The 25,348-nt window shown below is 63.1% G+C and carries 22 protein-coding genes; 13 read left to right on the top strand and 9 right to left on the bottom strand.

What is annotated here, in order from left to right; all coding sequences use genetic code 11:
- Window positions 1–249 precede the first annotated feature (249 nt).
- Together ACVWVY_RS36515 and ACVWVY_RS36510 are read right to left on the bottom strand one after the other, a co-directional pair.
- Window positions 250–1,401, bottom strand: coding sequence for a DJ-1/PfpI family protein (locus tag ACVWVY_RS36515; RefSeq protein ID WP_456630940.1), 1,152 nt, complete (start codon window positions 1,399–1,401; stop codon window positions 250–252).
- Between the two features lie 261 nt (window positions 1,402–1,662).
- Window positions 1,663–2,124: an Lrp/AsnC family transcriptional regulator gene (locus tag ACVWVY_RS36510; protein WP_456630939.1), complete on the bottom strand. Its 462-nt coding sequence runs from the start codon at window positions 2,122–2,124 to the stop codon at window positions 1,663–1,665.
- A 137-nt stretch (window positions 2,125–2,261) separates the two neighbouring features.
- Between ACVWVY_RS36510 and ACVWVY_RS36505 the strand changes: the two genes are divergently transcribed.
- From ACVWVY_RS36505 to bla, 3 genes are all read left to right on the top strand, one after another.
- Complete coding sequence (locus ACVWVY_RS36505; RefSeq protein ID WP_456630938.1) at window positions 2,262–4,628, top strand: transketolase; 2,367 nt, start codon at window positions 2,262–2,264, stop codon at window positions 4,626–4,628.
- Window positions 4,629–4,989: 361 nt separating this feature from the next.
- The gene (locus ACVWVY_RS36500; protein ID WP_456630937.1) at window positions 4,990–6,420 is read left to right on the top strand and encodes an aldehyde dehydrogenase family protein; all 1,431 of its coding nucleotides are present in this window, start codon (window positions 4,990–4,992) and stop codon (window positions 6,418–6,420) included.
- Between the two features lie 144 nt (window positions 6,421–6,564).
- On the top strand, window positions 6,565–7,455 hold the full coding sequence (bla, locus tag ACVWVY_RS36495; protein ID WP_456630936.1) for a subclass B3 metallo-beta-lactamase: 891 nt from the start codon (window positions 6,565–6,567) through the stop codon (window positions 7,453–7,455).
- A gap of 13 nt (window positions 7,456–7,468) precedes the next feature.
- Here bla and ACVWVY_RS36490 read toward each other — a convergent pair whose 3' ends face one another.
- Complete coding sequence (locus ACVWVY_RS36490; protein ID WP_456630935.1) at window positions 7,469–8,437, bottom strand: SMP-30/gluconolactonase/LRE family protein; 969 nt, start codon at window positions 8,435–8,437, stop codon at window positions 7,469–7,471.
- A gap of 93 nt (window positions 8,438–8,530) precedes the next feature.
- Here ACVWVY_RS36490 and ACVWVY_RS36485 point away from each other — a divergent pair, with 93 nt between their 5' ends.
- Window positions 8,531–9,355 (top strand): NAD-dependent epimerase/dehydratase family protein, encoded by an 825-nt coding sequence (locus ACVWVY_RS36485; protein ID WP_456630934.1) that lies wholly within the window; start codon window positions 8,531–8,533, stop codon window positions 9,353–9,355.
- Here the strand turns inward: ACVWVY_RS36485 and ACVWVY_RS36480 are convergent.
- Complete coding sequence (locus ACVWVY_RS36480) at window positions 9,352–10,044, bottom strand: GntR family transcriptional regulator (protein ID WP_456630933.1); 693 nt, start codon at window positions 10,042–10,044, stop codon at window positions 9,352–9,354. The genes ACVWVY_RS36485 and ACVWVY_RS36480 overlap by 4 nt on opposite strands.
- Window positions 10,041–11,048, bottom strand: coding sequence for a Gfo/Idh/MocA family protein (locus tag ACVWVY_RS36475; RefSeq protein ID WP_456630932.1), 1,008 nt, complete (start codon window positions 11,046–11,048; stop codon window positions 10,041–10,043). The genes ACVWVY_RS36480 and ACVWVY_RS36475 overlap by 4 nt, the downstream gene beginning before the upstream one ends.
- A gap of 166 nt (window positions 11,049–11,214) precedes the next feature.
- Here ACVWVY_RS36475 and ACVWVY_RS36470 point away from each other — a divergent pair, with 166 nt between their 5' ends.
- The 4 genes from ACVWVY_RS36470 (at window position 11,215) to ACVWVY_RS36455 (ending at window position 16,178) form a co-directional block, all read left to right on the top strand.
- On the top strand, window positions 11,215–12,921 hold the full coding sequence (locus ACVWVY_RS36470) for an IlvD/Edd family dehydratase (protein WP_456630931.1): 1,707 nt from the start codon (window positions 11,215–11,217) through the stop codon (window positions 12,919–12,921).
- 144 nt (window positions 12,922–13,065) lie between these two features.
- Window positions 13,066–14,067 (top strand): TRAP transporter substrate-binding protein, encoded by a 1,002-nt coding sequence (locus ACVWVY_RS36465; RefSeq protein ID WP_456630930.1) that lies wholly within the window; start codon window positions 13,066–13,068, stop codon window positions 14,065–14,067.
- Window positions 14,068–14,256: 189 nt separating this feature from the next.
- On the top strand, window positions 14,257–14,841 hold the full coding sequence (locus ACVWVY_RS36460; protein WP_456630929.1) for a TRAP transporter small permease: 585 nt from the start codon (window positions 14,257–14,259) through the stop codon (window positions 14,839–14,841).
- Window positions 14,842–14,864: 23 nt separating this feature from the next.
- Window positions 14,865–16,178 carry a TRAP transporter large permease gene (locus tag ACVWVY_RS36455; protein WP_456632399.1) on the top strand — a complete coding sequence of 438 codons (1,314 nt, stop codon included), beginning with the start codon at window positions 14,865–14,867 and terminating at the stop codon, window positions 16,176–16,178.
- Window positions 16,179–16,295: 117 nt separating this feature from the next.
- Here ACVWVY_RS36455 and ACVWVY_RS36450 read toward each other — a convergent pair whose 3' ends face one another.
- Both ACVWVY_RS36450 and ACVWVY_RS36445 read right to left on the bottom strand, forming a co-directional pair.
- The gene (locus ACVWVY_RS36450) at window positions 16,296–16,874 is read right to left on the bottom strand and encodes a histidine phosphatase family protein (RefSeq protein ID WP_456630928.1); all 579 of its coding nucleotides are present in this window, start codon (window positions 16,872–16,874) and stop codon (window positions 16,296–16,298) included.
- Window positions 16,871–17,668 (bottom strand): enoyl-CoA hydratase/isomerase family protein, encoded by a 798-nt coding sequence (locus tag ACVWVY_RS36445; RefSeq protein ID WP_456630927.1) that lies wholly within the window; start codon window positions 17,666–17,668, stop codon window positions 16,871–16,873. Before ACVWVY_RS36445 ends, ACVWVY_RS36450 begins: the two co-directional genes overlap by 4 nt.
- Before the next feature lie 269 nt (window positions 17,669–17,937).
- Between ACVWVY_RS36445 and ACVWVY_RS36440 the strand changes: the two genes are divergently transcribed.
- Window positions 17,938–19,158: an NAD(P)/FAD-dependent oxidoreductase gene (locus tag ACVWVY_RS36440; protein ID WP_456630926.1), complete on the top strand. Its 1,221-nt coding sequence runs from the start codon at window positions 17,938–17,940 to the stop codon at window positions 19,156–19,158.
- Window positions 19,159–19,302: 144 nt separating this feature from the next.
- Here ACVWVY_RS36440 and ACVWVY_RS36435 read toward each other — a convergent pair whose 3' ends face one another.
- Window positions 19,303–20,217, bottom strand: coding sequence for a ribokinase (locus tag ACVWVY_RS36435; protein WP_456630925.1), 915 nt, complete (start codon window positions 20,215–20,217; stop codon window positions 19,303–19,305).
- Between the two features lie 17 nt (window positions 20,218–20,234).
- Window positions 20,235–21,146, bottom strand: coding sequence for a sugar kinase (locus ACVWVY_RS36430; protein ID WP_456630924.1), 912 nt, complete (start codon window positions 21,144–21,146; stop codon window positions 20,235–20,237).
- Window positions 21,147–21,370: 224 nt separating this feature from the next.
- On the opposite strand from ACVWVY_RS36430, the gene ACVWVY_RS36425 reads away from it, so the two are divergent.
- The 4 genes from ACVWVY_RS36425 (at window position 21,371) to ACVWVY_RS36410 (ending at window position 25,293) form a co-directional block, all read left to right on the top strand.
- Window positions 21,371–22,630 (top strand): Glu/Leu/Phe/Val family dehydrogenase, encoded by a 1,260-nt coding sequence (locus ACVWVY_RS36425; protein WP_456630923.1) that lies wholly within the window; start codon window positions 21,371–21,373, stop codon window positions 22,628–22,630.
- Window positions 22,627–23,475 carry a VOC family protein gene (locus ACVWVY_RS36420; RefSeq protein ID WP_456630922.1) on the top strand — a complete coding sequence of 283 codons (849 nt, stop codon included), beginning with the start codon at window positions 22,627–22,629 and terminating at the stop codon, window positions 23,473–23,475. Before ACVWVY_RS36425 ends, ACVWVY_RS36420 begins: the two co-directional genes overlap by 4 nt.
- A 128-nt stretch (window positions 23,476–23,603) precedes the next feature.
- Window positions 23,604–24,263, top strand: coding sequence for a TetR family transcriptional regulator (locus tag ACVWVY_RS36415; RefSeq protein ID WP_456630921.1), 660 nt, complete (start codon window positions 23,604–23,606; stop codon window positions 24,261–24,263).
- 220 nt (window positions 24,264–24,483) lie between these two features.
- Window positions 24,484–25,293, top strand: coding sequence for an ABC transporter permease (locus tag ACVWVY_RS36410; protein ID WP_456630920.1), 810 nt, complete (start codon window positions 24,484–24,486; stop codon window positions 25,291–25,293).
- Window positions 25,294–25,348: the final 55 nt, after the last annotated feature.

Genomic DNA, 25,348 nt, shown 5'->3' with positions numbered 1-25,348 from the left:
TGGCCCGCGCTCTCTCCACGTCATTGCGAGCGAAGCGAAGCAATCCATCCTTCCGCGCACGAGATGACAATGGATTGCTTCGCTTCGCTCGCAATGACGACAGTGACGTCGCGCGGGGTAGGGTGGGCAAAGGCGCGCGAGCGCCGTGCCCACCATCCATTCACATTTTCACTGTTGATGGTGGGCACGCTTCCGCCTTCGCTCGTTGAGCTACCGCGGACGTAGTCGCTTTGCCCAGCCTGCGGGAGTTCACTGCGTCGCTCGATTTCTCGGATACTCCAACTGCATCGCGACGAAGTCGGTCGTGCGCGCGTCGTAGCGGGCCGTGATGGCATGCAGCGTGTCGTCGAGCGCTTCCGCCGGCTTGCGGTCCCCGATCTCCGGCAGCAGCCGTTCCACCGGCCAGTTCGTCGCGACCTCATCGGGCAAGATACGAATGCCGTTGCGGCTTTGCTGGGCGCCGGCTTCGCTCGCAAACGTCACCGCCTGTGAGCGATAGGTGCGCGACCACGCGTCAGTCACCAGCGCCAGCGACACCTCGTCGACGCCTTCCTTGAGTTCAATGCCGAGCCGCTCGTGCGCCCAGAACGCGGCCGTGTTGCGGATCGCCGTGAGCGCAAACGGGCGGGTGAACTTGAACGCGTCGCTCTCGTGCCGCGCGTCCCAGTCGGCGAGGCCGATGTCCCGGCCGACGGCGCGGGCCTTATCCCGTCCGGCGATGGCCTCGATCAGCGTCAGCGATATCGGCATCGACGCCGAGATGCCGGTCGTGGTCGCCACGCCGTCATCGACCACCAGCCGCCGGTCTTCGACGTAGCGCATCGTGGGATGTTTGCCGCGCAATTCCTCGACGGAATACCAGTGCGTGGTCGCCCGCTTGCCGTGCAGCAGCCCGGCGTCGCCGACCACCTTGGCGCCTGCGCAGATGCCGACGATGATCGCACCTTTGCCCGACTGGTTCCTGATCCATTGCAGCGCCGCCGGATCGTCGTCGCGGGTCATGGCGGGAACGATGACATAGTCGGCGCCGTCGGGATGCCGCGCATCGAACTCTGCTACGGTCGCCTGCGGTTCGACCTTCAGCACCGGAAATAGCGTCATGGGGCCGGGCTGGGTTGCGAGCGTGACGACATCGGCGACATCGGCGCGCTTGAGGATGCCGTAGGGCATCAGGTAATCGGTGGTTTCGGTGGCGTTGTTGATGCCGATGATGGCGATCAGCGGACGCTGCCGCTTCGGCGGCTTCAGCGCCGCGATCGTCGCATCGCGCTCGTCCTGTGCGATTGCCGGGGGAGCGGCGACGGAACTAGCCACCGGCAGCGAAAGGATCCAGGCCCCGGCGATTACGGCGAAAAGCACGATTGCGCCGAGCGCGCTCCACAAGATACCTCGCGAATTCATGATTGGCTGCTCGATGTTGATCGGAATCGAGTCTACTTCCGTTATGTTCTAATCGAAATGACGCAAATCCCGCGAAAACGGTCATGCGGCGAGAGCGCGCCCGTAGGGTGGGCAAAGGAGCGTTAGCGACGTGCCCACCGTCTATCAACGGCGTTCCTTTTGGTGGGCACGCTTCCGCCTTCGCTCGTTGAGCTACGGAGGACGCAGTCGCTTTGCCCACCCTACGGACCTGCGCTCGCAATGACGGAATTGAGAGCTGCGCTACACCGGCAGTGCGATCGAGTACTTCACCTGGCTCAGCGCAAAACTCGACTCGATCGAGGCGATGCCGTCGAGCCGCGTCAGCTTGTTTTTCAGGAATGCTTCGTAGGAGGAGAGATCAGCCGCCACGACGCGCAGCAAATAATCGCGGTTGCCGGTCATCAGATAGCACTCCAGCACCTCGTCCCATTTCGAAATCGCTTTCGCAAACCGGTTGAGATCCTCTTCCTTTTGCCGCGCCAGCTTGATCGAGATGAAGACGCTGACATGGAGCCCCAACGATTTCTGGTCGACGGTCGCGATGTAGCGCGTGATGACGCCGCGGTCTTCCAAAAGCTTGACGCGGCGATGGCAGGGCGACACCGAGAGGCCGACCTTGTCGGAGAGTTCCTGCATGGTCATGCGGCTGTCGGACTGCAGCAAAGCGAGAATCTTGCGGTCGATGGCGTCGAGAGCCGGCATTGGGATGAACTCATGGTTTGGAGGGTAATCGTGGTAGTTTATCCCAATAATGAGGTGTATGTCGCGAGAATTTGAGAAATTTGGCACCGGCCGGCCCGCTAAAATTGGCGCATACTAACCCTGTCCGGAGCATTGCCATGCCCATCGAGCCCGCACGCCTCGAACTGTTGTCCGCGCTGGCGGCCAAGGCTCTCTGGCTGTCGTCATGGACGATCCACCACGCCAACCACATCCGGCCGAATACCGACGGCTTGAAGGTCGGCGGCCATCAGGCGTCGTCCGCCTCGCTCGCCAATATCATGTCGGCACTGTACTTCTCCGTGCTTCGTCCGCAGGACCGCGTCGCGGTGAAGCCGCATGCGAGCCCGGTGTTTCACGCCATCCAGTATCTGTTCGGGCACCAGACCCGCGAGAAGCTGGAAAATTTTCGCGGCTACAAGGGCGCGCAGTCCTATCCGTCGCGTACCAAGGATGCCGATGACGTCGATTTCTCGACCGGCTCGGTCGGTCTCGGCGTCGCGCAAACGCTGTTCTCGTCGCTGGTGCAGGACTACGTCACGTCGCATGGCTGGATGAAAGACCGGCCCGAAGGGCGGATGATCGCGCTGGTCGGCGATGCCGAGATGGATGAGGGCAACATTTTCGAGGCGCTGCTGGAGGGCTGGAAGCACGGCCTTCGCAACACCTGGTGGGTGGTGGACTACAACAGACAAAGCCTCGATGCCGTCGTGCGCGAGGGGCTGTGGGCGAAATTCGAATCCATGTTCCGCAATTTCGGCTGGGAGGTCGTGATCGTGAAATACGGCCGCCTGATGCAGGCGGCGTTCGCCGAGCCCGGCGGCGAAGCCTTGCGGCGCTGGATCGATAATTGCCCGAACCAGATGTATGCGGCGCTGTGCTTCCAGGGTGGCGCGGCCTTCCGCAAGCATTTGCAGGACGATATCGGCGATCAGGGGCAGGTGTCGCAACTGATCGACCGGCGCAGCGACGACGAATTGCTGGCGCTGATGTCCAACCTCGGCGGCCACGACATGGCGAGCATGATCGAAGCCTTCGAGGCGATCGATCACGATCGCCCGGTCTGCTTCATCGCCTACACCATCAAGGGCGTCGGCCTGCCGATGCAGGGCCACAAGGACAACCACGCCGGCCTGATGACGGTTACGCAGATGGAGAAATGGCGCGGGGCACAGAACATTCGCCCCGGCCATGAATGGGAAAAGTTCGAGGGCCTGTCGCAGGCGCCGGCCGAGCTCGAAGCATTTTTGGCGGCAGCGCCGTTCAATCAGGAAGGCCGCCGCCGTCTCACCGCACCCGTGATCGATGTTCCGCAACAGCTTGCCTTCAAGCCAACGGCGCAGATGTCGACCCAACAGGGCTTTGGCCTGGTGCTCAACGAGCTCGCGCGCGGCGATAGCGAATTGGCTTCGCGCATCGTTACCGCGTCGCCTGATGTCACCGTGTCCACCAATCTCGGCGCCTGGGTCAACCGCCGCGGCTTGTTTGCCAAAGCCGAGAACCACGATCTGTTCCGGCAGGAGAAAATCCCTTCGACCTTCAACTGGGATTTTTCGCCGAAGGGCCAGCATCTGGAACTCGGCATTGCCGAGATGAACCTGTTCATCATGCTCTCGGCGCTCGGGCTGTCGCACGCGATCAATGGCGAGCGGCTGCTGCCGGTGGGGACGCTGTACGATCCCTTCATCGAGCGCGGCCTCGATGCGCTGAATTATGCCTGCTACCAGGACGCCCGTTTCATGGTGGTGGCGACGCCGTCGGGCATCACGCTGGCGCCGGAAGGCGGCGCGCATCAATCGATCGCGACGCCCTTGATCGGCATGGCGCAGGATGGCTTGGCCTCGTTCGAACCGGCCTTTGTCGATGAACTTGCCGTGATCATGGGCTGGGGCTTTCGCCACATGCAGCGCGAAGCCGGCGAGGGTGGTTCGGTCTATCTGCGGCTCTCGACCCGCACGCTGGACCAGCCGCAGCGCATCATGGCGCCGGAGCTGCAAACAGGCATCACCGAGGGCGCTTACTGGCTGCGCGAGCCGGGGCCCAACTGCGACATCGTGATCGCCTATACCGGGGCGGTGGCGGCGGAGGCGATCGAGGCCGTGGGCTTCATCGGCGAAAGCCACCGCGATGTCGGTTTACTGGCGGTAACCTCGGCCGACCGGCTGCATGCCGGATGGTCCGCGGCGCGGAATTTGCGGCGCGACCGCCGTGGCATCCAGTATCTCAGCCATGTCGAAAAACTGCTGGCGCCGCTGCCGCGCGACTGCGGCATCGTGACCGTGATCGACGGCCATCCGGCGGCACTCGGCTGGCTCGGCAGCGTGCGTGGAAACCGGGTGGAGGCGCTCGGCGTCGAGCAGTTCGGCCAGACCGGAACAATCGGCGACCTCTACCGCCACTACGGCATCGACGCCAACGCCATCATCGATGCGGCCGAAAGCCTGACGGTAGGCGCGCCGGTGCGGCATCGGAAGACGGCGGTGTGATCTTCTTATCCTCCCCTGGAGGGGTCCGAGACGAGCGAAGCTCGCTCGTGGATCGGTTCGCATGAAATGCGAACCGAGGTGGGGTGACAGTCTCTCCCCGTCTAACAGTGCTCGAGTGGAGAGACCGTCACCCCACCCCGTCTCACATTCCGCTGCGCTCCATGTGAGCCGACCCTCCCCCTCCAGGGGAGGGTAAACAAGAGTGAGCACCTTGCCAGCGTCGCATCCCTGATCTTATATCCAGCGCCTGCCGCATCGCGGCACCCCGCATATGGCGGGTTCAACCGGCCTGGCTTTCGTGCAAAGATGCCTGCCGAACGCTACCGTTCCTCCTCATGACTCCCTGATAAAGAGGTTTCCGATGGTCAACCGCATGCAATTCTACATCGACGGCGCCTGGGTCGATCCCGCCGTCAAGAAGTCCACCCCTGTCGTCAACCCGGCGACCGAAGAAGCGATGTACGAAGTTGCGCTCGGCTCGAAGGCCGACCTCGACAAGGCCGTTGCCGCCGCCAAGCGCGCCTTCCTGACCTATTCGCAGACCAGCCGCGAGGAGCGCGTCGCGCTCTTGGAAAAGATCATCGAGGTCTACAAGGGCCGCATGAAGGAGATCGGCGCCGCCGTCTCCGACGAAATGGGCGCGCCGCTGCCGATGGCCGAACGCCTGCAGGCCGGCGCTGGCCTCGGCCATATCGCTTCCACGCTGGAAGTCCTCAAGAATTATCATTTCGAAGAGACGGTCGGCTCGGCCGTCGTCGTGCGCGAGCCGGTCGGCGTCATCGGCATGATCACGCCCTGGAACTGGCCCTTGAACCAGATCGCCTGCAAGGTCGCGCCCGCGCTCGCCGCCGGCTGCACCATGATCCTCAAGCCATCGGAATTCACCCCGAGCTCGGCGTTGATCTTTGCGGAAATCCTCCATGAAGCCGGCGTGCCGAAGGGCGTGTTCAACCTCGTCAACGGCCTCGGCCCCGAAGTCGGCGCCGCCATGAGCGAACATCCTGACATCGACATGATCTCGTTCACCGGCTCGACCCGCGCCGGCGTCGACGTCGCCAAGCGCGCCGCGCCGACCGTGAAGCGCGTCAGCCAGGAACTGGGCGGCAAGTCGCCGAACGTCATCCTCGAAGGCGCTGACCTTGCGAAGGCCGTCACCGGTGGCGTGATGCACATGTTCAACAACTCCGGCCAGTCGTGCAACGCGCCGTCGCGGATGATCGTGCCGCTGTCGAAGATGAAGGAAGTCGCTGCGATCGCCAAGGGCGTCGCCGACAAGACCAAGGCGGGCGATCCCCGCGCCGAAGGCACCACCATCGGCCCGGTCGTGTCGCGTATCCAGTGGGACAAGATCCAGGCGCTGATCAAGAAGGGCATCGACGAAGGCGCGACGCTGGTCTCCGGCGGTCCCGGCCTGCCCGAAGGCGTCAACAAGGGCTTCTATGTCCGCCCGACCATCTTCGCCGACGTCACCAACGAGATGACGATCGCGCGGGAGGAAATCTTCGGGCCGGTGCTGACCATCATCGGCGCCAAGGATGAAGCTGACGCCGTGAAGATCGCCAACGACACGCCGTATGGCCTCGCCGGTTACGTCACGGGCGATACCGTGGAAAGCGCGCGCCGCGTGGCCCGCCAGATCCGCGCCGGCAACGTCAACCTGCAGGGCGTGCCGAACGACCGCACCGCGCCGTTCGGCGGCTACAAGCAGTCCGGCAACGGCCGCGAGTGGGGCAAGTACGGCCTCGAGGAATATCTCGAGGTCAAGGCGGTCGCCGGCTACAACGCCGCGTAAATTGATGCGGCGCTCGCGCCGTTCGTGAAAGATGCCGGCCGCCGAAAGGCGGCCGGCATTGTTTTGACCAGAATCATCGTCAGGCTAACACTCCCGTCGATGCCGACGCGGCGACGACGCAACAAGAAAAAATGGAGGACGCCCGTGAATAAAATCGTCATGGCACTGGTCGCGCTATTGCCGCTTGCCGACGCAGCACAGGCCCAGACCGTCAAGGATCTGCTCGAAACCCTCAAGGTAAAGTGGAACACGCCGACCGAGCCGTTCAAGATGATCGGCAACGTCTACTATGTCGGAACCGACGGCCTGGCGTCCTACCTGATCACGTCGCCGCAGGGCCATATCCTGGTGGATACGGTGATGCCGGAAGCAACATCGCAGATCAAAGCCAGCATCGAGAAACTCGGCTTCAAGGTCTCCGACATCAAATACCTCGTCAATACCCATGCGCATATCGATCACACCGGCGGCCTTGCCGAAATGAAGCAGGCCAGCGGCGCCCAGATGATCGCCGGCGAAGCCGACAAGCCGCTGCTTGAAGGCGGCTACTATCCGGGCGCGCAGGAAGACGCTGCGCTGGCGTTTCCGCCGGTGAAGGTCGATCGCACGGTGCGCGAGGGCGACACGGTCAGCGTGGGAGAGGTGACGCTGACCGCCCGTGAAACCCCCGGCCATTCGCCCGGTTGCACGAGTTGGGAATTCTCGGTGAAGGACGGCGACGCAACGCGCTCCGTGCTCATCTTCTGCAGCGGCACCGTGGCGCTGAACCGCCTCGTGACCAACCCGACCTATTCCGGGATCGTTACCGATTACAGGAAGACGTTCGCACGGGCCAAGGACATGAAGGTGGATGTGCTGCTCGCGCCGCATCCGGAAATGTACAGGATGCAGGACAAGCGTGCCATGCTCTCGGATGGCGCGCCCAATCCGTTCGTCAATCCCGGCGAGTTCAACGCCTACGCCGCGACGCTGGAAAAGGCGTTTGAAGACGCGCTCGTCAAGCAAACCGCCGACGCACAGGAGAAGAAGGGGTGAGGCGCGCGCAGGCCTATCCGCCCGGCGCGCCCTGCGTGTTCACATAGAGCGCGTAGATCGACTGGCTCGCGGCCATGAACAGGCGGTTGCGCTTCACACCGCCGAAGCAGAGATTGGCGCAGCGCTCGGGCAGGGCGATGCGGCCGATCATGACGCCATCGGGCGCGAACACGACGACGCCGTCGAGCTCGGGATCGCCCATGCCCCAGCCGCACCACAGATTGCCGTCGATATCGACGCGAAAACCGTCCGGCGTGCCTGGTCCGGCATCGACAAACACGCGCTTGTTGGAAAGCTTGTCGCCGGAAGGCGAGACGTCATAGGCGAGGATCTTGCGGGTGGGCACGCCGCGGGACTCGATGACATAGAGGATCTTTTCGTCGGGCGAGAAGGCCAGCCCGTTCGGTCCCAGCACGCCGTCGGCGACGATAGTCGCTTTGCCGGTCGCACCGTCGATCCGGTAGACGTTCATGTCGATCTCGGGCTCGGCCCTGTAGCCCTCGTAATTGCCGAGCAGGCCGAACACCGGATCGGTGAACCAGATCGAGCCGTCGGACTTCACGACGACGTCGTTCGGCGAGTTCAGCCGCTTGCCGTCGAAGGAATCCATCAGCACTGTGATCGATCCGTCATATTCGGTGCGGGTGACGCGGCGGCCGCCGTGCTCGCAGGTGACGAGGCGCCCCTGACGGTCGCGGGTGTTGCCATTGGCGAAATTCGAAGGCTCGCGGAAGATGCTGACTTGGCCGGTTTCCTCCTCCCACTTGAGGATGCGCTGGTTCGGAATGTCGCTGCACAGCAGATACCGCCCGTCGCCGAACCACACCGGCCCTTCGGCCCAGCGCAGGCCGGTGGTCAGCCGTTCCACCGCCGACAGCTTCAGCCAATACTTCTCAAAGCGCGGATCGAGTGCACGGATGGCCGGATCGGGGTAATACGTCGCCGGGCGCCAGCCGGCTGAATGCGATGCTGCATCGGACATTTGCTGATCTCGTTGTTGCGTTTCCTGAGCGTTTGAGGTTGCTATCATTCCCGGCTAATGACCGCAAATCGGTCGCGAGATAAGAGGAACGAAATGCCACGCATATTGATGACCGGCGCCGCCGGCGGGATCGGCACATCCTTGCGCAAGCTGCTGCCGCCGATCTATCCGGACCTGGTGCTGAGCGATTTGAAGGCGCCGGCCGACCTGGCTAAGGACGAGAAGTTCAAGGCGGCCGATCTCGCCGACATGTCGCAGGTCGAAGCGATCTGCGAAGGCGTCGACGGCATCCTGCATTTCGGCGGCTATTCGGTCGAGGGCCCCTGGGAGGACATCCTTCAGGCCAACATCATCGGCGGCTACAATCTGTTCGAGGCCGCGCGCAGGAAGGGCGTCAAGCGCCTGGTGTTCGCCTCGTCGAACCATGCGGTCGGCTTCTACCCGCGCCATCACCGGATCGGCACCGACGTCACCGCGCGCCCCGACAGCCGCTACGGCGTCAGCAAGGTGTTCGGGGAGGCGGTCGGCGCGCTCTATGCCGACAAGCACGGCCTTGGCGTCACCTGTATCCGGATCGGCAATTTCGGCGAGATGCCGCTCGACCATCGCAGGCTTTCGATCTGGTTGAAGCCGGAAGACCTTGTGCAGCTCTGCCGCATCGGGCTCGATCATCCCGATATTCACTTCGAGATCTTCTACGGCGCCTCCTACAATGAGCGTGCCTGGTGGGACAATCATCGCGCCTATGAGCTCGGTTATCGCCCGACCGGCCGCGGAGAAGATTTCCGCGAACACGCGATGGCCGAGCAGGCCAAGCTCAAGCCGGATCCGGTCGGCGACTTCTACCAGGGCGGCACCTTCTGCAGCATGGAGTTCGACGGCGACAAGGATAGGATCGTGGACTGGAGCAAGCGCTAGCGCTTGCCCTCATCCCCGGCGATGCGCCCGAGATAGTCCGACTTGCTGAACTGCATGTGATCGACGCAGAGCTGCGCCAGCGCCCAGCTGTCGCGGCCTTTCAACAGCTCGATCATCAGTTCGTGCTGGCGGCGGGATAGCGCCAGCCCCTCCCTGTCGGCGAGATTCTTGGCGCGCATCGGCAGTGTCAGGTTCATGTAGTCCTGCAGCGAGCGCACCAAATACGGGTTGCCGCAGGCCGAGAACAGCGCGACGTGAAAGGCGTCGTTGGCCTCGTGGATGCCGCGCAAATCCTGCGCGTCGGCCCTGGCGCAGTATTGCCGCTGCAATTCGTTCAACTGCGCAATCAGGCTGGCGGGGGCGGGCAGGGCGATCATCAGCGCCGCCTGCCGCGTCAGCATTTCCCGCACCTCGTAGATCTGACGCACTTCCTCGGCTGAATAGAACCGCACCGTGGCGCCGATGTTCTTCTCGCGCAGCACGATGCCCTGGCGCTCGAGCTGGAACAGCGCCTGCCGCACGAAGTGCCGGCTGGCGCCGTAGCGCGTCATCAGCGTGTCCTCGACCAGCCGCGACCCCGGCGCGAAGCGGCCGAAGATGATGTCCTCTTCCAGCCGGCGGATGACTTCCGCCTGCTCCTCCTCGCGCGTCGGCGCGGAAGTCTCGGTCTGCGTTTCCTGCGGCTTCATCGCAAGGCCTCCCAGCCCGACAGCCGATAGCAATCCTCGACCAGCCGCAAGGTCTCGAGATTGTCCTGAGGTGCCGTCTCGAAGGGCGAAACGTCGCGGAGCGATTTCACGAAATGCGCGATCGTCCGGTTATAGGAACCCTGATACTCGGTGGCGATATCGTAGATGCGCTCGCCGGGCGATGCGCCCGAGCATGTCAGCGATGGCCCGTCGAGCTTGATGGCTCCCTTGTCGCCCAGAATCTCCAGCCGGTCGACCTGCGCGGCTGGATGTCCGTGGGCGGCGAAGCTGGCGAAGACCGAGACGCCAGCACCGTTGGCGGTTCGAAGCTGGATTACCGCGCCGTCTTCGCCGACCAGGAGATCGCTGGACCGGGAGAGCTGCGCCGCGGTCACCTGCAGCGGGCCGAGCAGCATACGCAGCGTGTCGAGATGATGGATCAAGACTTCCGCGACCAGCATGCGCCGTTCACGGCGCATGAAGGGCTGCCGCTCCAGCGCCGGGCAGAGCCCGTCCGGTCCCGGCAATACGCCTGACGTCAGCAGCGTCAGCTGCGCCTGCTTGACGTTGCCGATGCGGCCCTCGCGCAGCCATGCCGCCGCGTCACGGTAATAGCCACGAAAGCGCCAGTTCTCATGCACCATCAGGCGCGTCGAACCCTCGACCTCGGCGGCGAGTTCGGTCGCCTCCTGCAGATTGGGTGCGAGCGGCTTCTGGCAAAGCACCGGCAGCCGGTGTTTGGCGGCGAGTCGCACCAGCGGCGCGTGCATCTCGCGGGGGGCTGCGATATCGATGGCGTCGAGCGCCGCAGCCGCGAGCATCGCCTCGGCGTCGGCGTAGGTTTGCGGAATCCCGAACTCGGTCGCGCGCCGCGCGGCGTTTTCGCTGGAGGGATCGGCGACCGCCACGACGAGGGCCTGATCTGATAGGCTCGCCCAGGCGATGAGATGATGACGGCTCACCATGCCGGCGCCGATCAGGCCAATGCGCAATGGTTGATTCATGGACAGACGGTTCCGGTCATGGCCGGAAGTCAGCACGCACTCGCATTATTGTCAATAATATCACGCTGGATGCGGCAAAGTGAGCCGTATTTGCGCTAAATAATCAAGCATTGACAATAATTCGGCGGGCTCCTTAAGTGCCGTCCCGCAACGACAGGAAGAAAAAATGGCCGACGGACTTCGCAAGGGACTTACGAGTTATGGCGACGCTGGCTTCTCGCTGTTCCTGCGCAAGGCCTTCATCAAGGCGATGGGTTATTCGGATGATGCGCTGAACAGGCCGATCGTCGGCATCACCAATACCTACAGCGACTACAATCCCTGCCACGGCAACGTTCCGCAGATCATTGAAGCGGTGAAGCGCGGGGTGATGTTGAACGGCGCGATGCCGATGGTGTTCCCGACCATCTCGATCGCCGAGAGCTTTGCGTTTCCGACCTCGATGTATCTGCGCAATCTGATGGCGATGGACACCGAGGAGATGATCCGCGCACAGCCGATGGACGCCGTGGTCGTGATCGGCGGATGCGACAAGACCCTGCCGGCGCAGATCATGGCCGCGGTCAGCGCCGATCTGCCGACCGTCGTCATTCCGGTGGGGCCGATGGTGGTCGGGCATCACAAGGGCGAGGTGCTCGGGGCGTGCACGGATTGCCGACGGCTGTGGGGAAAATATCGCGCCGGCGAAATTGACGACGTCGAAATCGAAGCCGTCAACGGGCGCCTCGCGCCATCGGTTGGCACCTGCATGGTGATGGGCACCGCCTCGACCATGGCGTGCATTACCGAAGCGCTCGGTCTGTCGCTGCCGATGAGCGCGACGATCCCGGCGCCGCATGCCGAGCGCTTTCGCTCGGCGGAGGCAAGCGGCAAAGTCGCCGCCGCGATGGCCAAGGCGAAGGGACCAAAGCCGAGCGAGTTTCTGACCGCCGCATCATTCCGCAATGCGCAGGTGGTGCTGCAGGCAATCGGTGGTTCGACCAACGGGCTCATTCATCTGACCGCGATCGCCAACCGCACCAAACATCGCGTCGATCTCGAAGCCTTCGACCAACTCGGCCGCGAGGTGCCCGTGCTGATCGACCTGAAACCGTCAGGCGAGCACTACATGGAGCATTTCCATCATGCCGGCGGCCTGCCGAAGCTGATGGCGCAACTCGGCGATCTCATCGATCTCGATGCCAGGACCATCACCGGTGCGACGCTGCGCGATGTCGTGGCCGGTGCCGAAGAAGTGCCGGGCCAGGATGCGATCCGCGCCCGCAGCAATCCGATCAAGCCGGAAGGCGCGATGGCGGTGCTGCACGGCAACCTTGCGCCGCGCGGCGCCGTGATCAAGCACTCGGCGGCAAGCCCGAAACTGTTGCAGCACACCGGCCGTGCTGTCGTATTTGAGTCCGTTGAAGACATGACGTTGCGGGTCGACGATCCCGATCTCGACGTCAACGCCGACGATGTGCTGGTGCTGCGCAATGCCGGCCCCAAGGGAGCACCCGGCATGCCGGAGGCGGGCTATCTGCCGATCCCGAAGAAACTCGCACGCGGCGGCGTCAAGGACATGGTGCGGATATCGGACGCGCGCATGAGTGGCACCGCGTTCGGCACCATCGTGCTGCACATCACGCCGGAATCCGCCGTGGGTGGTCCGCTGGCGCTGGTGAAGAACGGCGACATGATCCGGCTCGATGTCGCGAAACGCAGCATCGATCTCCTGGTCGACGCGGCGGAGCTTGCGAAGCGCCGCGCGGCGCTTGCACCGGCCGTCACGCCCGATTGGGCCAAACGCGGTTACGCGCACCTGTTCCACGAGACGATTTTGCAGGCCGACGAGGGCTGCGACTTCGATTTCATGCGCGGGCAGGGCGAGGGGTAAATCTGCTCTGAAGTTTCATTGTCGACAATCTGCCTCGATAGCCCCGCTTTGGTCCGTTTGGATGCTCCAATAACGATACTTTATTGACAATCCCGCGTTCATGATGGGATGATCCAACAAAATTAAAACAGGGGGAAATGGCAGATGCGAAATCCAGCCAGGTTTATCGGTGCGGCCTTGGCCGCCGCCGCCATTATGTTCGCCGCGAGCGCAGGCGCCCAGGAGGCCAAGCGTTACCGCTTTGCCTACGATCAGCCCCGCAACACCGGCTATTCCGTTGCAGGCGACCTGTTTGCCGACAAGCTCAAGGAGTTGAGCAAGGGCACGATGTTGATCGATCAGTATCCTGGCGCACAGCTCGGGCAGGAGCCGCAGCTGCTGCAACTGGTGAAGGCAGGCGATATCGATTTTGCGATCATTTCCTCGGCCAATACTGCGACGATTTCGCCGCAGGCCGGCGTGATGTCTCTGCATTTCCTTTTCCGCGACGAAAATCATGTGATCAAGGGGCTGGCCGATCCCAAGGTATTCGAAGCGCTCAAGACCATGATCGACGAGACCACGCAGGGCCTGCACGTCATCGCGACCGGCTCGCAGGGCGTCCGTCACATGTATTCGAAGAAGGAAATTCGTAACGTTGGCGACATCAAGGGCCTGAAGATCCGCGTGCAGGCCACCGCCACCGAGGACACCATGTTTCCGGCCTATAGCGCACAGACCGTGCACATGCCGTTCGGCAGCGTCTACACCTCGCTGCAGACCGGCGTGGTCGAGGTCGCCGAGAACAGCATCAACGTCTATCTCGTCAACAAGCACTATGAAGTGGCGCCGGTGCTGAACCTGACCGAGCATGAAGCCAACAACGCGCTCGTCTTCATCAGCGACAAGCTGTGGCAGAGCCTTTCCGCCGAACAGAAGAAGTGGGTGTTGGCGGCGGGCGATGAAGTCAGCCAGAAGGAGCCGGGGAAGGCCTTCGAACTGGAGAGGTCCGCGGCGGCCAAGCTGAAATCGATCGGGGTCAAGATCGTCACTGATGTCGACAAGAAGAGCTTTACGACGATCGCCGATCCCTATCTGGATAAGCTGGCCAAGGATCTCGGTCCGCACGCCGAGAAGATCAAGAATTTGATCCGGGCGGTGAATTAGGCGTCGGCGTTTCCACGAGGGTCCCGGCCTGATGCGCAATTGCGCACTGGGCGCCGGGATCCATACTCCGCGCTTGATGTGTTGGGCACGAAGGGCGCGACCTCCTTTGATCAATACCGCCGGTGTTATGGGTCCCGGCGCCCAGTGCGCAATTGCGCACCAGGCCGGGACGACGGGGAAACTTGACGAATGTCCATCGCCGACAAACTTGTGCTGCAGCGGCAGCGTCATCTGAAATGGCAGGCGTTTGACCGGCTCGAACTGGCGCTGATGATCGTCTGCGGCGTGCTGTGTTTCGGCTTCTCGCTGTTTGTGACCTGCGACATCGTCACGCGGACCATCGGTCATCCCTGGTTGTGGCTGCAGGAGGCGACCTCCACGCTCTTCATCTACGCCATCTTCATCGGCTCCGCCGTCGCCACCCGCCGCAACGATCACCTGTATCTGACCGCGATTTCCGAGGCGATGCACGGTACGCCGCGTCTGATCGTCGAGATCATCATTCGCATCGCGGTGCTCGGAGTGGCCTTTGTCCTGATCTGGTTTGGCTACCTCAACTACCTCCGGGGGTTTGGCAGTTTCCGCCTGCCGTCGGGCACGCCGATTGCCTCGCTGTATGCGGCGATCCCTTTATCCGGCGTGCTGATCGCGCTGTTCACGGTCGAGCAACTGGTCAACGGCATCCGCAACGGATTTGACCATCCCGAACCTCCGGAAATAGACCGCGATATGCCGCCGGTCGATGCCGCCGTGCCGACGAGGGCGCAGCCGTGAGTCCGCCTCTCATCCTCGGCATAATGACGTTCTGCTTCCTGTTCTTCGGCTATCTCGGCGTGCCCGTGCCGTTCTCGCTGATGGCGGGCGTGTTCGTCGGCGCGATTCTGGCCGACGTGTCGCTGGCGGCAATCATCCAGAAGGTGTTCGACGGCGTGGATTCGGAAGCGCTGCTGGCGATACCCTTCTTCCTGCTGGTCGGAGAGTTGATGAGTTCGGCCAATGTCGTGGTGCGAATAGCCAATCTCTCGCTATCGCTGGTCGGGCACATCAGGGGCGGGTTGTCGCAGGTCGTCGTCGTGTTCTCGATGTTCTTCTCGGAAATGTCGGGCTCGACCACCGCCGATGTCGCGGTGATGAGCCGCGCGCTCGGCGGCCCGATGAAACGGGAGGGATATAGCCCCGCCTTCATCGCGGCCATCATCGCTTCCGCTTCCACCATTGCCGCGCTGGTGCCGCCGAGCATTACCGCCGTGGTCTATGGCGCGGTCGGCAATGTCTCGATCGCCGGACTGTTCATGGCCGGCGTGGTGCCCGGTTTGATGATCGGCTTCGGCCTGATGATCTATTGCTATTTCTTCGGCCCCTCCGGCATGCAAAAGCCGCGCGCGCCGCTGCGCCAGGTCGTGTTTGCGGCTGGCGATGCCGCGCTGCCGCTGATGATCCCGGTGATTTTGTTGGGCGGCATCCTCACCGGATATTTCACGCCGACGGAAGCCGGCGTCGTCGCCGTGATCTGGATCATCGTCGTGGTGATCCCGGCGCTCAACCGCGGCCACATCAAGAACATTCCCTACGATTTCTGTCTGGCCGGGCTGATCTTCTCATTGCCGCTGATCACCATCGGTGCCGCCAATGCCTTCGGCTGGATGCTCGCCTACCTGCACGGTGCCTCCGTGATCGCCGAATGGATCACCTCGCTCGCCGGCAACGATCCGCATCTGATGATGCTTTTGCTGGTGCTGCTGTTCACCGTGGTCGGTGATTTCATCGAGCCGGTGCCGACCATCATCATCTTCATGCCGCTGGTGAACACGCTGACCCAGGCCGGCGATATCAACGCCGTTCACATGGGTGTCGTGCTGATCGCGACATTGGCATTCGGGCTGATTACGCCGCCCTATGGGTTGGTGCTGTTGATGGCGTCGAAATTCGTCGGCGTCCCGTTCTCCAAGGCGTTACGCGCGGCGCTGCCGATCTACGTCGTGTTCCTCGTGACCATCACCTTCGCGATCTATTTCCCGAAGGTCGTGCTGTGGCTGCCAAAGCAGGTGATTCCGGAATCGGTTGGCTGCTTCAAGTCGCCGTCGGGGACGGGATATATTTGTCCGAACTAAACCTGCATCCTCGATCGTCATCCCCCGCGAAGGCGGGGGATCCAGTAACCCGCGGCGGTGAATGAGATCGAGGAGCCGCGGCGTACTGGATCATCCGCTTTCGCGGATGATGACAGCTCAAACCTCACCCACACGCCACACATCGCCGGTTCGCTCGAACCTGAACGGCGTGCCGTGGCGGTTGTCGATCCACCGGCCGCACAGTGCTTCCGACATCGCCTGCATCACCGCGTCGTGGCAGACGAACAGAATCATGGCCCGCGGATGACGGTCGAGCCATTGGCTGACGCAGCGCAGTGAACGCGTGGAGATCGACGGCCACGGCTCACCATCCGGCGGCAGGATGGAAACCAGGTCTTCCACCGTCTTCAGGCCGTGCGCCTTCATTGTCTCCGCGATCGACGTGCCCTCGAGGCTGCCGAAGTCGCATTCGATAATGCCGTCATCGATGTCGAGCGGCTTGCGGACCGCGGCGGCGATAATCTCGGCAGTCTGCCGCGCGCGGGCGAGCGGGCTGGCGACGACATGGTCGAATGAAAGCTTGCCCAACCGATCGGCGGCCGCCTGTGCTTGCGAGATGCCTTCATCGTTCAAGGGATTATCAGTGCGGCCCTGAAACCGGCCTTGGGCGTTCCAGTCGGTGACGCCGTGGCGGAGGCACAGAAAAGAGCGCGACGGCGTGGCCAATCGCTTCACTTCGACTTGCTGGTGAACTTCTTCACCGCGACGCGGAAATCATCGGTAAGCATGGCTTCGATGATCCCCTTTTCCTCGGCATCGAGTTGCTGCCTGGTCGGCGTAACGGCGGCCTGATAGATCAGCGACTTGGTGCCTGCGATCGCCGCGGGCGGGTTCTGCGCCAGCCGCTCGGCGAATTTGCGCGTCTCTGCCTTCAGTTCCGCGGCCGGAACGACGCGGGCGACCAGGCCCCATTGATAGGCCTGCTGCGCGGTAAAACTGTCTTCGGCCAGGAATATCTGCAGCGCGCGGCGGGTGCCCACGGTGCCGACCATGCCGACCGTGCTGCCGCCGTCCGGCGAGACGCCGATCTTGGCATAGGCCGGCGTGAAGCGGGCGTCATCGGCGGCGATGCAGAGATCGGTGACGAAGGCCAGCCCCATCCCGGCGCCGGCAGCGGAGCCGTGGACGCTGGAGAGAACGATCTTCGGCATCCGCCGCACCGTCTCGATGAAGGCGTGGTAGTGCTTCAGCAACTCGCCGACCACGGGCGCGATGGTATCGTTGGCGGCGGCGGCTCCAATGGTCTGCAGATCGCCGCCGGCGGAGAAGGCGCGGCCTTCGCCCTCGATGACAAGCACACGAATATCGTCGTTGCCCTCGACCTCGCTGCCGAGCTGCTCGAGCTTTTGAGCGATCGACAGATTGATGGAATTGAAGGCCGCGGGCCGGTTCAGGGTGATGGTGGCAATCGGCCCCTCGATCCGGAGCAGGGCGGGGGCGCTGGCAGCGGTATCATCGGAGGTCGGCATGGCGGGGCCTCGGCTTGAAGCGGGACCAGCATTTAAATAGCAGAAGGTAAGAGGTGACAATCCCCGGCGAGGTCCGCAAAATACGCCACGATCCATCCCTTCTGGGCCACGGCGCTCTTGCCTCTCTTCGCGTCATGAGGTCAGATAGGGCCTGTCATCGTTCGGAACGGACACGAGCGCCGCTTCCAAGGGACGAGACAGGCAAGCCAAAATCAGTGGAGAGGAAACGACATGGGTCATTCCCGTGCGCTCGAACGTAGGATGTTCCCATGACGGCGGGACCGGTTGTCATCATTGGCGCGGGCCATGCGGGCTTTCAGCTTGCGATGTCGCTGCGCCAGCACGGCTTTTCCGAACGCATCGCGCTGTTGAACGATGAAGGCCATCTGCCGTACCAGCGGCCGCCGCTATCCAAGGCCTATCTGAAGGGAACCGGCGGACCCGACAGCCTGATGTTCCGGCCGGAAAAATTCTATTCCGACCAGAACATCGATTTGATCTCCGATCGCGCGGTATCGATCGATCGCGCCGCGCGCAAGGTGTTGCTCGCCTCTGGCGCTTCGCTCGATTACGGTCATCTGGTGCTGGCGACCGGTGCGCGCAATCGCCTGCTTGATATTCCCAACGCCAATCTCGACAGCGTGCGCTATTTGCGGACGCTCGACGAAAGTCAGTCCCTGCGCGACTACATCGCTCCGGGCCAGCGCGTCATCGTGATCGGAGCCGGATTCATCGGCCTGGAATTCGCTGCGACCGCCCGGGCCAAGGGCCTCGAAGTTGACGTCATCGAGCTCGCCCCGCGGGTGATGGCGCGTGCGGTGACTTCGGAAATCTCGGAACACTTTCAATCGCGGCACGCCGCGGCCGGTATCCGGATTCATCTCGGCGTACAGGTCACCAGCATCGAGAGCGACGGCAGCAAGGTCACCGGTGTGAGCCTCAGCGACGGGCGGCATATCAAAGCCGACCTGATCGTGGTCGGCGTCGGCGTCCTGCCCAACGTCGAACTGGCGGCGGAGGCTGGGCTGACGGTCGCGGCCGGAATCATTGTCGACGAGCATCTGCTGACCTCCGATCCGAACGTCTCGGCAATAGGTGATTGCGCGCTGTATGCGAGCCCGCGGTTCGGCGGCTCGTTGCGGCTGGAGTCGGTGCAGAACGCCACCGACCACGCGCGTTGCGTTGCCGCCCGGCTGACCGGCGATGCCAAGCCTTATGACGGCCTGCCGTGGTTCTGGAGCGATCAGGGCCCCGACAAGCTGCAGATGGTGGGGCTGACCACCGGCTATGACCGTGTGGCGGTGCGTGGCGATCGTGCCGCGGGCGCATTCTCCGCCTTTTGCTACAAGGCCGGGCAGCTGGTCGGCATCGAGTCCGTCAACCGTGCGGGCGACCACATGTTCGGACGGCGCCTGCTTGCCGCCCACGGCTCGATCACGCCCGAGCAGGCGGCTGACAGCAGCTTCGACCTGAAGGCTGCGCTCGGTTGATACTCCGTAGGGTGGGCAAAGCCACCGGGTCGCGCGAATGCGCGCCCGATGACAGGCTCCGCGTGCCCACCATTCTTGCGGAGTGTGTGATGGTGGGCACGGCGCAAACGCGCCTTTGCCCACCCTACGAAGTCTACATCCGGGCTACGAACGTAAAACCGCCGCCACCTCGGCGGCCGTCGGCATCGATGGCGCGGCGCCCATCCGCTGTACGCAGATCGATGCGGCGGCATTGGCGTAGTTGAGCGCGTCGCCGATGGCCGTGCCGCCAGCCAACTGCGCGGCGAGGGCGCCGACGAAGCAATCGCCGGCGCCGGTGGTGTCCACCGCCTTCACGGCACGCCCCGCAATCAGCGAGGGCTCGCCGTCGACAAGCGCAAGCACGCCACGCTTGCCCAAGGTGACGCAGATGATCTTGTCTGAAGCGGTTGGCAGGCGCCGCGCTGCTCCGATGAAACGGGCGGGCTCGTCGGTATCACGAAGTTCGGTCTGTGCGAGAAGCCCAAGCTCGGTCTCGTTGAGGATGAGGATATCGACAAGATCGAGTAACTCGGGTCCACAGCTAATCGCTGGCGCCGGGTTGAGGATGGTGGTCGCCCCGGCCGTACGTGCCCGTTTGAAGAAGGCGCCGATTGTCGCTTGCGGAATTTCGAACTGGCTGACGGCGACGTCGCCCTTGGCCAGCAGGGGGGCGGCGACATCCTCGGCACTGACCAGCGCATTGGCGCCGGGCACGACCACGATGGTGTTGTCGGCGTCGGCGATGGTGATGATGGCCGTTCCGGTATGAATATCCGCGGTGTCCTTGACCAAGGCGATGTCGACGCCTTGCGCGGCGAGAAACGTGCGCAACTGCTGCCCGAAAGCATCCGTGCCGACTCGCCCGATCAGCGTGGCCGGCGCGCCGAGCTTGGCGGCGGCCACCGCCTGGTTGGCACCCTTGCCGCCCGGAAAATAATGCACGGCCTGACCGGCGACGGTCTCGCCGACCCGGGGATGCCGGCTGGCGGTCGCCACCACATCCATGTTGATGCTTCCGGCAACGAAGACGCTCCCCATGCTAGTCCCCAAATTGCCTAATCCCAAAATTCCTTCTTGCGCCCGATCTGGAACTCCTGCCTGACGGCATCGATATTGGCAAGCGTCGGCAATCCAGCCTCGTTGCCGAGGCGCTGGATCTTGTAGGTCGAGGCCGCGCGCGCAAACTCGAAATGGTCCTGCCAGCCTTTCGAGGGATTGTTGAGATACGAAAACACGTAGGCGCCATGAAACACGTCACCGGCGCCGTTGGTATCGATCACGCGCTCGCGCGCGATCGGCAGCGCCGGCAGCCTGCGGACCGCGCCGGCCTCGTCATACCAGAGCAGGCCTTGCTCTCCCATGGTGACGCCGCCGACCCTGCAGCCGCGGCTCTTGAGATAGTCGAGCATGGCGTCCGGCGTCTTGTCCATCTGCTCGCACAGCCGCTCGGCAACGATGGCGACGTCGATGAATTCCAGCAGCTCATGGGTATTGGTGCGCAGGCCGCCGCCGTCGAGCGAGGTCAGGATGCCGTCCTCGCGGCAGAGCCTGGCGTAATGGATTGCAGCATCCGGCTGATGGCCGTCGACATGCAGCGCGCGGCAGCCCTTCAAATTGAGGATCGGAAACGGGTGGATATGCTCGTCGTCGCGGCAGCGTACGATGGCGCGCTTGCCGTCTTTCGGCATGATGAAGGACAGTGACGAGGAGTTGACCTTGCGCGGATGGATCGAGATTCCGTATTTCGCGCTCATGTCCTGAAACATGCGGCCGAGCCAGTCGTTGGCGACGGTTGCGATCAGGTCGGGCACGATGCCGAGCTTGGCGCAGCAGAACGCCGCGGTGACGGCATTGCCGCCAAACGACACTGCGTAGGCAGAGGCCACATGTTTTTCGTCGCCGGTCGGCATGTGGTCGGTGATGAAGGTAACGTCGATATAGGTCTGTCCGATGAAGAGAGCCTGCATTCGTTTTCCGTCATGAGCTTAAGGGGTGGTCCCGGCCCGGCGCAGATACATTAGCACCGCTTATCGGATGCATTCGCTGAAATTATTCGCAACCGTGCCGTCTTTGCAGCTTGAGATGGGAGTATGAGGAGAATACGACCGTCCCTAGGGGTCTTGGGCATACTGCCGTATAACGGCCGACGGCGGCCCAGGTTTCCGGGCGGCGCGACAAAAGTGGAGGGAAGATGACCGTTTATTCCGGTCCGGTGTTCGACATGGCGGTTAACCAGTTTGGCGTCATCGCCAACCATCTCGAAATCCCGATGGACGAGCGCGGCCGAATCCTGATGCCGAAGCGGGCCATCACCATTTCCTGTCCGATTCACCGCGACGATGGCACGGTCGCCGTATTCGAGGGCTACCGGGTGCAGCATCACCTCACCCTCGGTCCGACCAAGGGCGGCACGCGCTTCGCGCCCTCCGTCGACATCGGCGAGGTCGCAGCGCTTGCGATCTGGATGAGCTGGAAATGCGCTCTCGTCGGGCTGCCCTATGGCGGCGCCAAGGGTGGCATCAATGTCGATCTCTCCACCATTTCCAAGCGCGAATTGGAGGCGCTGTCGCGGCGCTATATGCAGGAGATGATTCCCTTCGTCGGTCCGCATACCGACGTCATGGCGCCCGACATGGGCACCAATGAGCAGGTGATGGCCTGGTTCATGGACACCTATTCGATGTACCAGGGCCGCACCGTGACCGAGATCGTCACCGGCAAGCCGGTATCGTCGGGCGGTACGCTTGGCCGGCGCGAAGCGACGGGACGCGGTGTCGCTTATCTCGCCAGACGGGTGCTGAAGGAGCTGTCGATCAATCCAGGCACCGCGACCGCCGTCATCCAGGGTTTTGGCAATGTCGGCTCCTACGCGGCGCTGGAGCTGCATCAATATGGGCTGAAGATCATCGCCGTCAGCGATCACACCGGCGCGCTGCACGATCCGGCCGGGCTGGATATTCCGGCGCTGATGCGGCATGCGGGCACGCATGGCAGCATCGCCGGCTTCTCCAACCAGATGACATTCGATCCCGAGGCGCTTCTCACGCTGCCATGCGACGTGCTGGTGCCGGCGGCGATGGAGCGGGTGATCGATGCGAAGGTCGCCGAAAATCTCAAATGCCGGGTGCTGGCCGAGGGCGCCAATGGCCCGACCACACCGGACGCCGATCTCGTGCTGGAAAAGCGCCAAAGCGAGGTGTTTTTGATTCCCGACATTCTCTGCAATTCCGGCGGCGTGGTGGTCAGCTACTTCGAATGGGTGCAGGATTTGCAGCAATTGTTCTGGGAGGAAGAGGAAGTGACGCGACGCGAATACGCCATCCTCGATCGCGCCTTCGATACCATGGTAACGCGCGCCAGGGCAGACAATATCCCGCATCGGACCGCGGCGATGGCGATCGGCGTGGAGAAGGTCCGTGCCGCCAAGAACACGCGAGGTCTGTTCCCGTGATCACCGGCCTCGACCACGTCGTCGTTCTCACCGGCGATATCAATGCGGCCTCCGCCGCCTACCAGACCTTGTTTGCGCGCGCACCGGCCTGGCAGTATAGCGGCGGCGGCGCCGATCGCGTCCTGTTCACGCTCGATAACACGACGCTGGAATTGGTGGCGCCGAACGGCGAGGACGAGAACGCAGATCGAATCCGTGCGGTGCTGGCCGCACAGGGCGAGGGGCTGGCAAGCATCTGCTTCCGGACCAGCGACATCGCCAGGATGCATCGCAGGCTGGACCGGCTGACGCTGAAGCCCGACCCCGTTGCCGAGGTCGAAAGCCGCGACGCAATCTCGGGTGCGACGCTATCATGGAAGCGCACGCGAACGGCAACGGAGGCCTCGCGCGGCGTCCGCCTGTTCTTCCTCGAACGCGACAAGGAGCGGCCGCTGTCGGCGCGAACCACGACCGGATCGATCACGGCGATGGACCATGTCGTGGTCTCGACGTCGGACCCCGAGCGGGCCGCCGCCCTGTATGGCGCGCGGCTTGGCCTCGATATGGCGCTCGATCGTTCGCACCCGGATTGGGGCCGGCTGATGTTCTTCCGCTGTGGCGACCTCATTGTCGAGGTCACGCATCGGCCCGGCAAGGAGACCGATACGTCGCAGGATCGGCTGGGCGGCCTGTGCTGGCGGGTCTCCGACATCGACGCCACCCATGCGCGGCTGGTTGAGGCCGGCGTCGACGTCTCGGAAATCCGCACCGGCCGCAAGCCGGGGACGCGGGTCATGACGGTGCGCAGCGGGACGTGCGGCGTCCCGACGTTGCTGGTGCAGCCGTCGGCTGGGAAGGATGCGTGAGGCGAGGGTGAACAACCTTCATTCTCAAAGCTTTCCGCGCATGCTACAGCTTGTGCCCTGGGATCATTGAGCAAGCTGATTTGGCAAAGGCAAAACACGTTCAGAAATGGCAGCGGGACCCCGAAGGGATGCGGCTTCGCATCCTCGAGGCCGCCAAGCAGGAATTCGCCGCCCATGGCCTGGCCGGAGCCCGTGTCGACCGCATCGCGGTGAATGCCGGCGCCAACAAGCGCATGCTGTATTACCACGTCGGCAACAAGGAAAACCTCTACCTCGCGGTGCTCGAAGGCGCCTATGAGAAGATCCGTTCCGAGGAGCGCGGGCTCGATCTCGAACATCTCGACCCGCCCGAGGCGATCGAGCGGCTGATCGATTTCACCTGGAACTATTTCCTCCGCAACCCGGAATTCCTGGCGCTGCTCAACACCGAGAACCTCGCCAAAGCCCGCCATCTGAAGCGGTCGACCAAGGTCAAATCGATGCACTCGCCGTTCGTCGAGATGATCCGCACCGTGGTGACGCGCGGCGTTGAGAGCGGCGATTTTCGCGTCGCCGTCGATCCGGTCCAGCTCTACATCTCGATCGCCGCGCTGTGCTTCTTCTATCTCTCCAACTGCGCCACGCTCAGCGTGATCTTCGGCCGCGACCTCCTGAAGAAGGAGGCGAGGGACGAGCGCCTCGCCCACATGGTGGCGCTGGTGCTGGCGGCGTTGACGGGGAAATCCACGGCGGATTTCGGCAAGGCCGAATTGCCGGGCGTGCGGTCGCCGGCGCATCAGCCGGTCTGATTTTTGTCGTCCCTGCGAAAGCACGGACCCACACGCTGCGGCCTCGATGTCCAGGCGGTAGTCGTTGATCCCGCAGTAACAATTGACGCCGGCGGCTATGGGTTCCTGCGTTCGCAGGAACGACGGCGGCAGTCCAAATTGCCGCACGAAAAGCCGCTTGCCAGTATTTATCCAACGGGTTAATTTCTATCCCGAAAAGACTGTTATCAGGGAGCGGGACGTGGCGGAGCTGAAGCGCGAGAGTGGCGTGTCGAAAGCGCTGAATGCTGCGTGGGTGCGGCCATTTTTGTTTCTGCTCTTCATCGTGGTGGCCTGGGACCTCACCATCCGCGTGTTCCGGATTCCCGCCTACCAGATCCCCGCGCCCGGCGATGTGGTGGCTGTGCTGTGGACCGATTGGCCGGAGCTGCTTCGTCAGGCCTGGCCCACCACCTACGCCACCATCTGCGGCTTCCTGCTGTCGGCGCTGTTCGGCATTCCCGTCGCCATGCTGATCGCAGGATCGAAGACGGTGGAAAGCTACGTCTATCCGCTGCTGGTGTTCTCGCAGTCCGTGCCGAAGATCGCGATCGCGCCGCTTTTCGTGGTGTGGTTCGGCTTTGGCATCATTCCGAAGGTGATCTCGGCGTTCCTGCTCGGCTTCTTCCCCGTCGTGGTGTCCGCCGTGCAGGGTTTTAAATCGGTCGATCCCGATATGGTCGATCTCGCCCGCGCCATGCAGGGCAGCCGCTTCCGCGTATTTTGTGCCGTCAACCTGCCGCATGCGATGCCCGCGATCTTCTCCGGGCTGAAGGTCTCGATCACGCTCGCCGTGGTCGGCGCCGTGGTCGGCGAATTCGTCGGTTCCAATTCGGGCATCGGCTATGTGCTGCAGCGCTCGATCGGCACCTTCGACCTGCCGACGATGTTTGCAGCCCTGGTCATTCTCGCGCTGCTCGGCGTGGTCCTGTTCTGGATCGTCGACCGGATCGAAAGCCTCGTGATCCCCTGGCATGTCAGCCAGCGCGAGGACATCATTTTTGCTTCGTAGGCCAAACCAACAAGCGGCCTGCCCAAGGGCCGCATCAATACCAACGGGAGAATGA

This window comes from Bradyrhizobium sp. URHC0002, assembly GCF_054059515.1.
The sequence above is the reverse complement of the archived record's forward strand: the minus strand, read 5'-3'. Positions and strand labels throughout refer to the sequence as shown.

What these genes read in the sequence shown, in the direction of transcription:
- ACVWVY_RS36500 (WP_456630937.1), top strand. Translation starts at nt 4,990, where the DNA reads ATGGTCAACCGCATGCAATTCTACATCGACGGCGCCTGGGTCGATCCC.
- ACVWVY_RS36505 (WP_456630938.1), top strand. Translation starts at nt 2,262, where the DNA reads ATGCCCATCGAGCCCGCACGCCTCGAACTGTTGTCCGCGCTGGCGGCC.
- ACVWVY_RS36480 (WP_456630933.1), bottom strand. Translation starts at nt 10,044, where the DNA reads ATGAAGCCGCAGGAAACGCAGACCGAGACTTCCGCGCCGACGCGCGAG.
- ACVWVY_RS36455 (WP_456632399.1), top strand. Translation starts at nt 14,865, where the DNA reads ATGACGTTCTGCTTCCTGTTCTTCGGCTATCTCGGCGTGCCCGTGCCG.
- ACVWVY_RS36425 (WP_456630923.1), top strand. Translation starts at nt 21,371, where the DNA reads ATGACCGTTTATTCCGGTCCGGTGTTCGACATGGCGGTTAACCAGTTT.
- ACVWVY_RS36485 (WP_456630934.1), top strand. Translation starts at nt 8,531, where the DNA reads ATGCCACGCATATTGATGACCGGCGCCGCCGGCGGGATCGGCACATCC.
- ACVWVY_RS36465 (WP_456630930.1), top strand. Translation starts at nt 13,066, where the DNA reads ATGCGAAATCCAGCCAGGTTTATCGGTGCGGCCTTGGCCGCCGCCGCC.
- ACVWVY_RS36430 (WP_456630924.1), bottom strand. Translation starts at nt 21,146, where the DNA reads ATGCAGGCTCTCTTCATCGGACAGACCTATATCGACGTTACCTTCATC.
- ACVWVY_RS36415 (WP_456630921.1), top strand. Translation starts at nt 23,604, where the DNA reads ATGCGGCTTCGCATCCTCGAGGCCGCCAAGCAGGAATTCGCCGCCCAT.
- ACVWVY_RS36475 (WP_456630932.1), bottom strand. Translation starts at nt 11,048, where the DNA reads ATGAATCAACCATTGCGCATTGGCCTGATCGGCGCCGGCATGGTGAGC.
- ACVWVY_RS36470 (WP_456630931.1), top strand. Translation starts at nt 11,215, where the DNA reads ATGGCCGACGGACTTCGCAAGGGACTTACGAGTTATGGCGACGCTGGC.
- ACVWVY_RS36460 (WP_456630929.1), top strand. Translation starts at nt 14,257, where the DNA reads ATGTCCATCGCCGACAAACTTGTGCTGCAGCGGCAGCGTCATCTGAAA.
- ACVWVY_RS36440 (WP_456630926.1), top strand. Translation starts at nt 17,938, where the DNA reads ATGACGGCGGGACCGGTTGTCATCATTGGCGCGGGCCATGCGGGCTTT.
- ACVWVY_RS36490 (WP_456630935.1), bottom strand. Translation starts at nt 8,437, where the DNA reads ATGTCCGATGCAGCATCGCATTCAGCCGGCTGGCGCCCGGCGACGTAT.
- ACVWVY_RS36515 (WP_456630940.1), bottom strand. Translation starts at nt 1,401, where the DNA reads ATGAATTCGCGAGGTATCTTGTGGAGCGCGCTCGGCGCAATCGTGCTT.
- ACVWVY_RS36510 (WP_456630939.1), bottom strand. Translation starts at nt 2,124, where the DNA reads ATGCCGGCTCTCGACGCCATCGACCGCAAGATTCTCGCTTTGCTGCAG.
- ACVWVY_RS36435 (WP_456630925.1), bottom strand. Translation starts at nt 20,217, where the DNA reads ATGGGGAGCGTCTTCGTTGCCGGAAGCATCAACATGGATGTGGTGGCG.
- ACVWVY_RS36445 (WP_456630927.1), bottom strand. Translation starts at nt 17,668, where the DNA reads ATGCCGACCTCCGATGATACCGCTGCCAGCGCCCCCGCCCTGCTCCGG.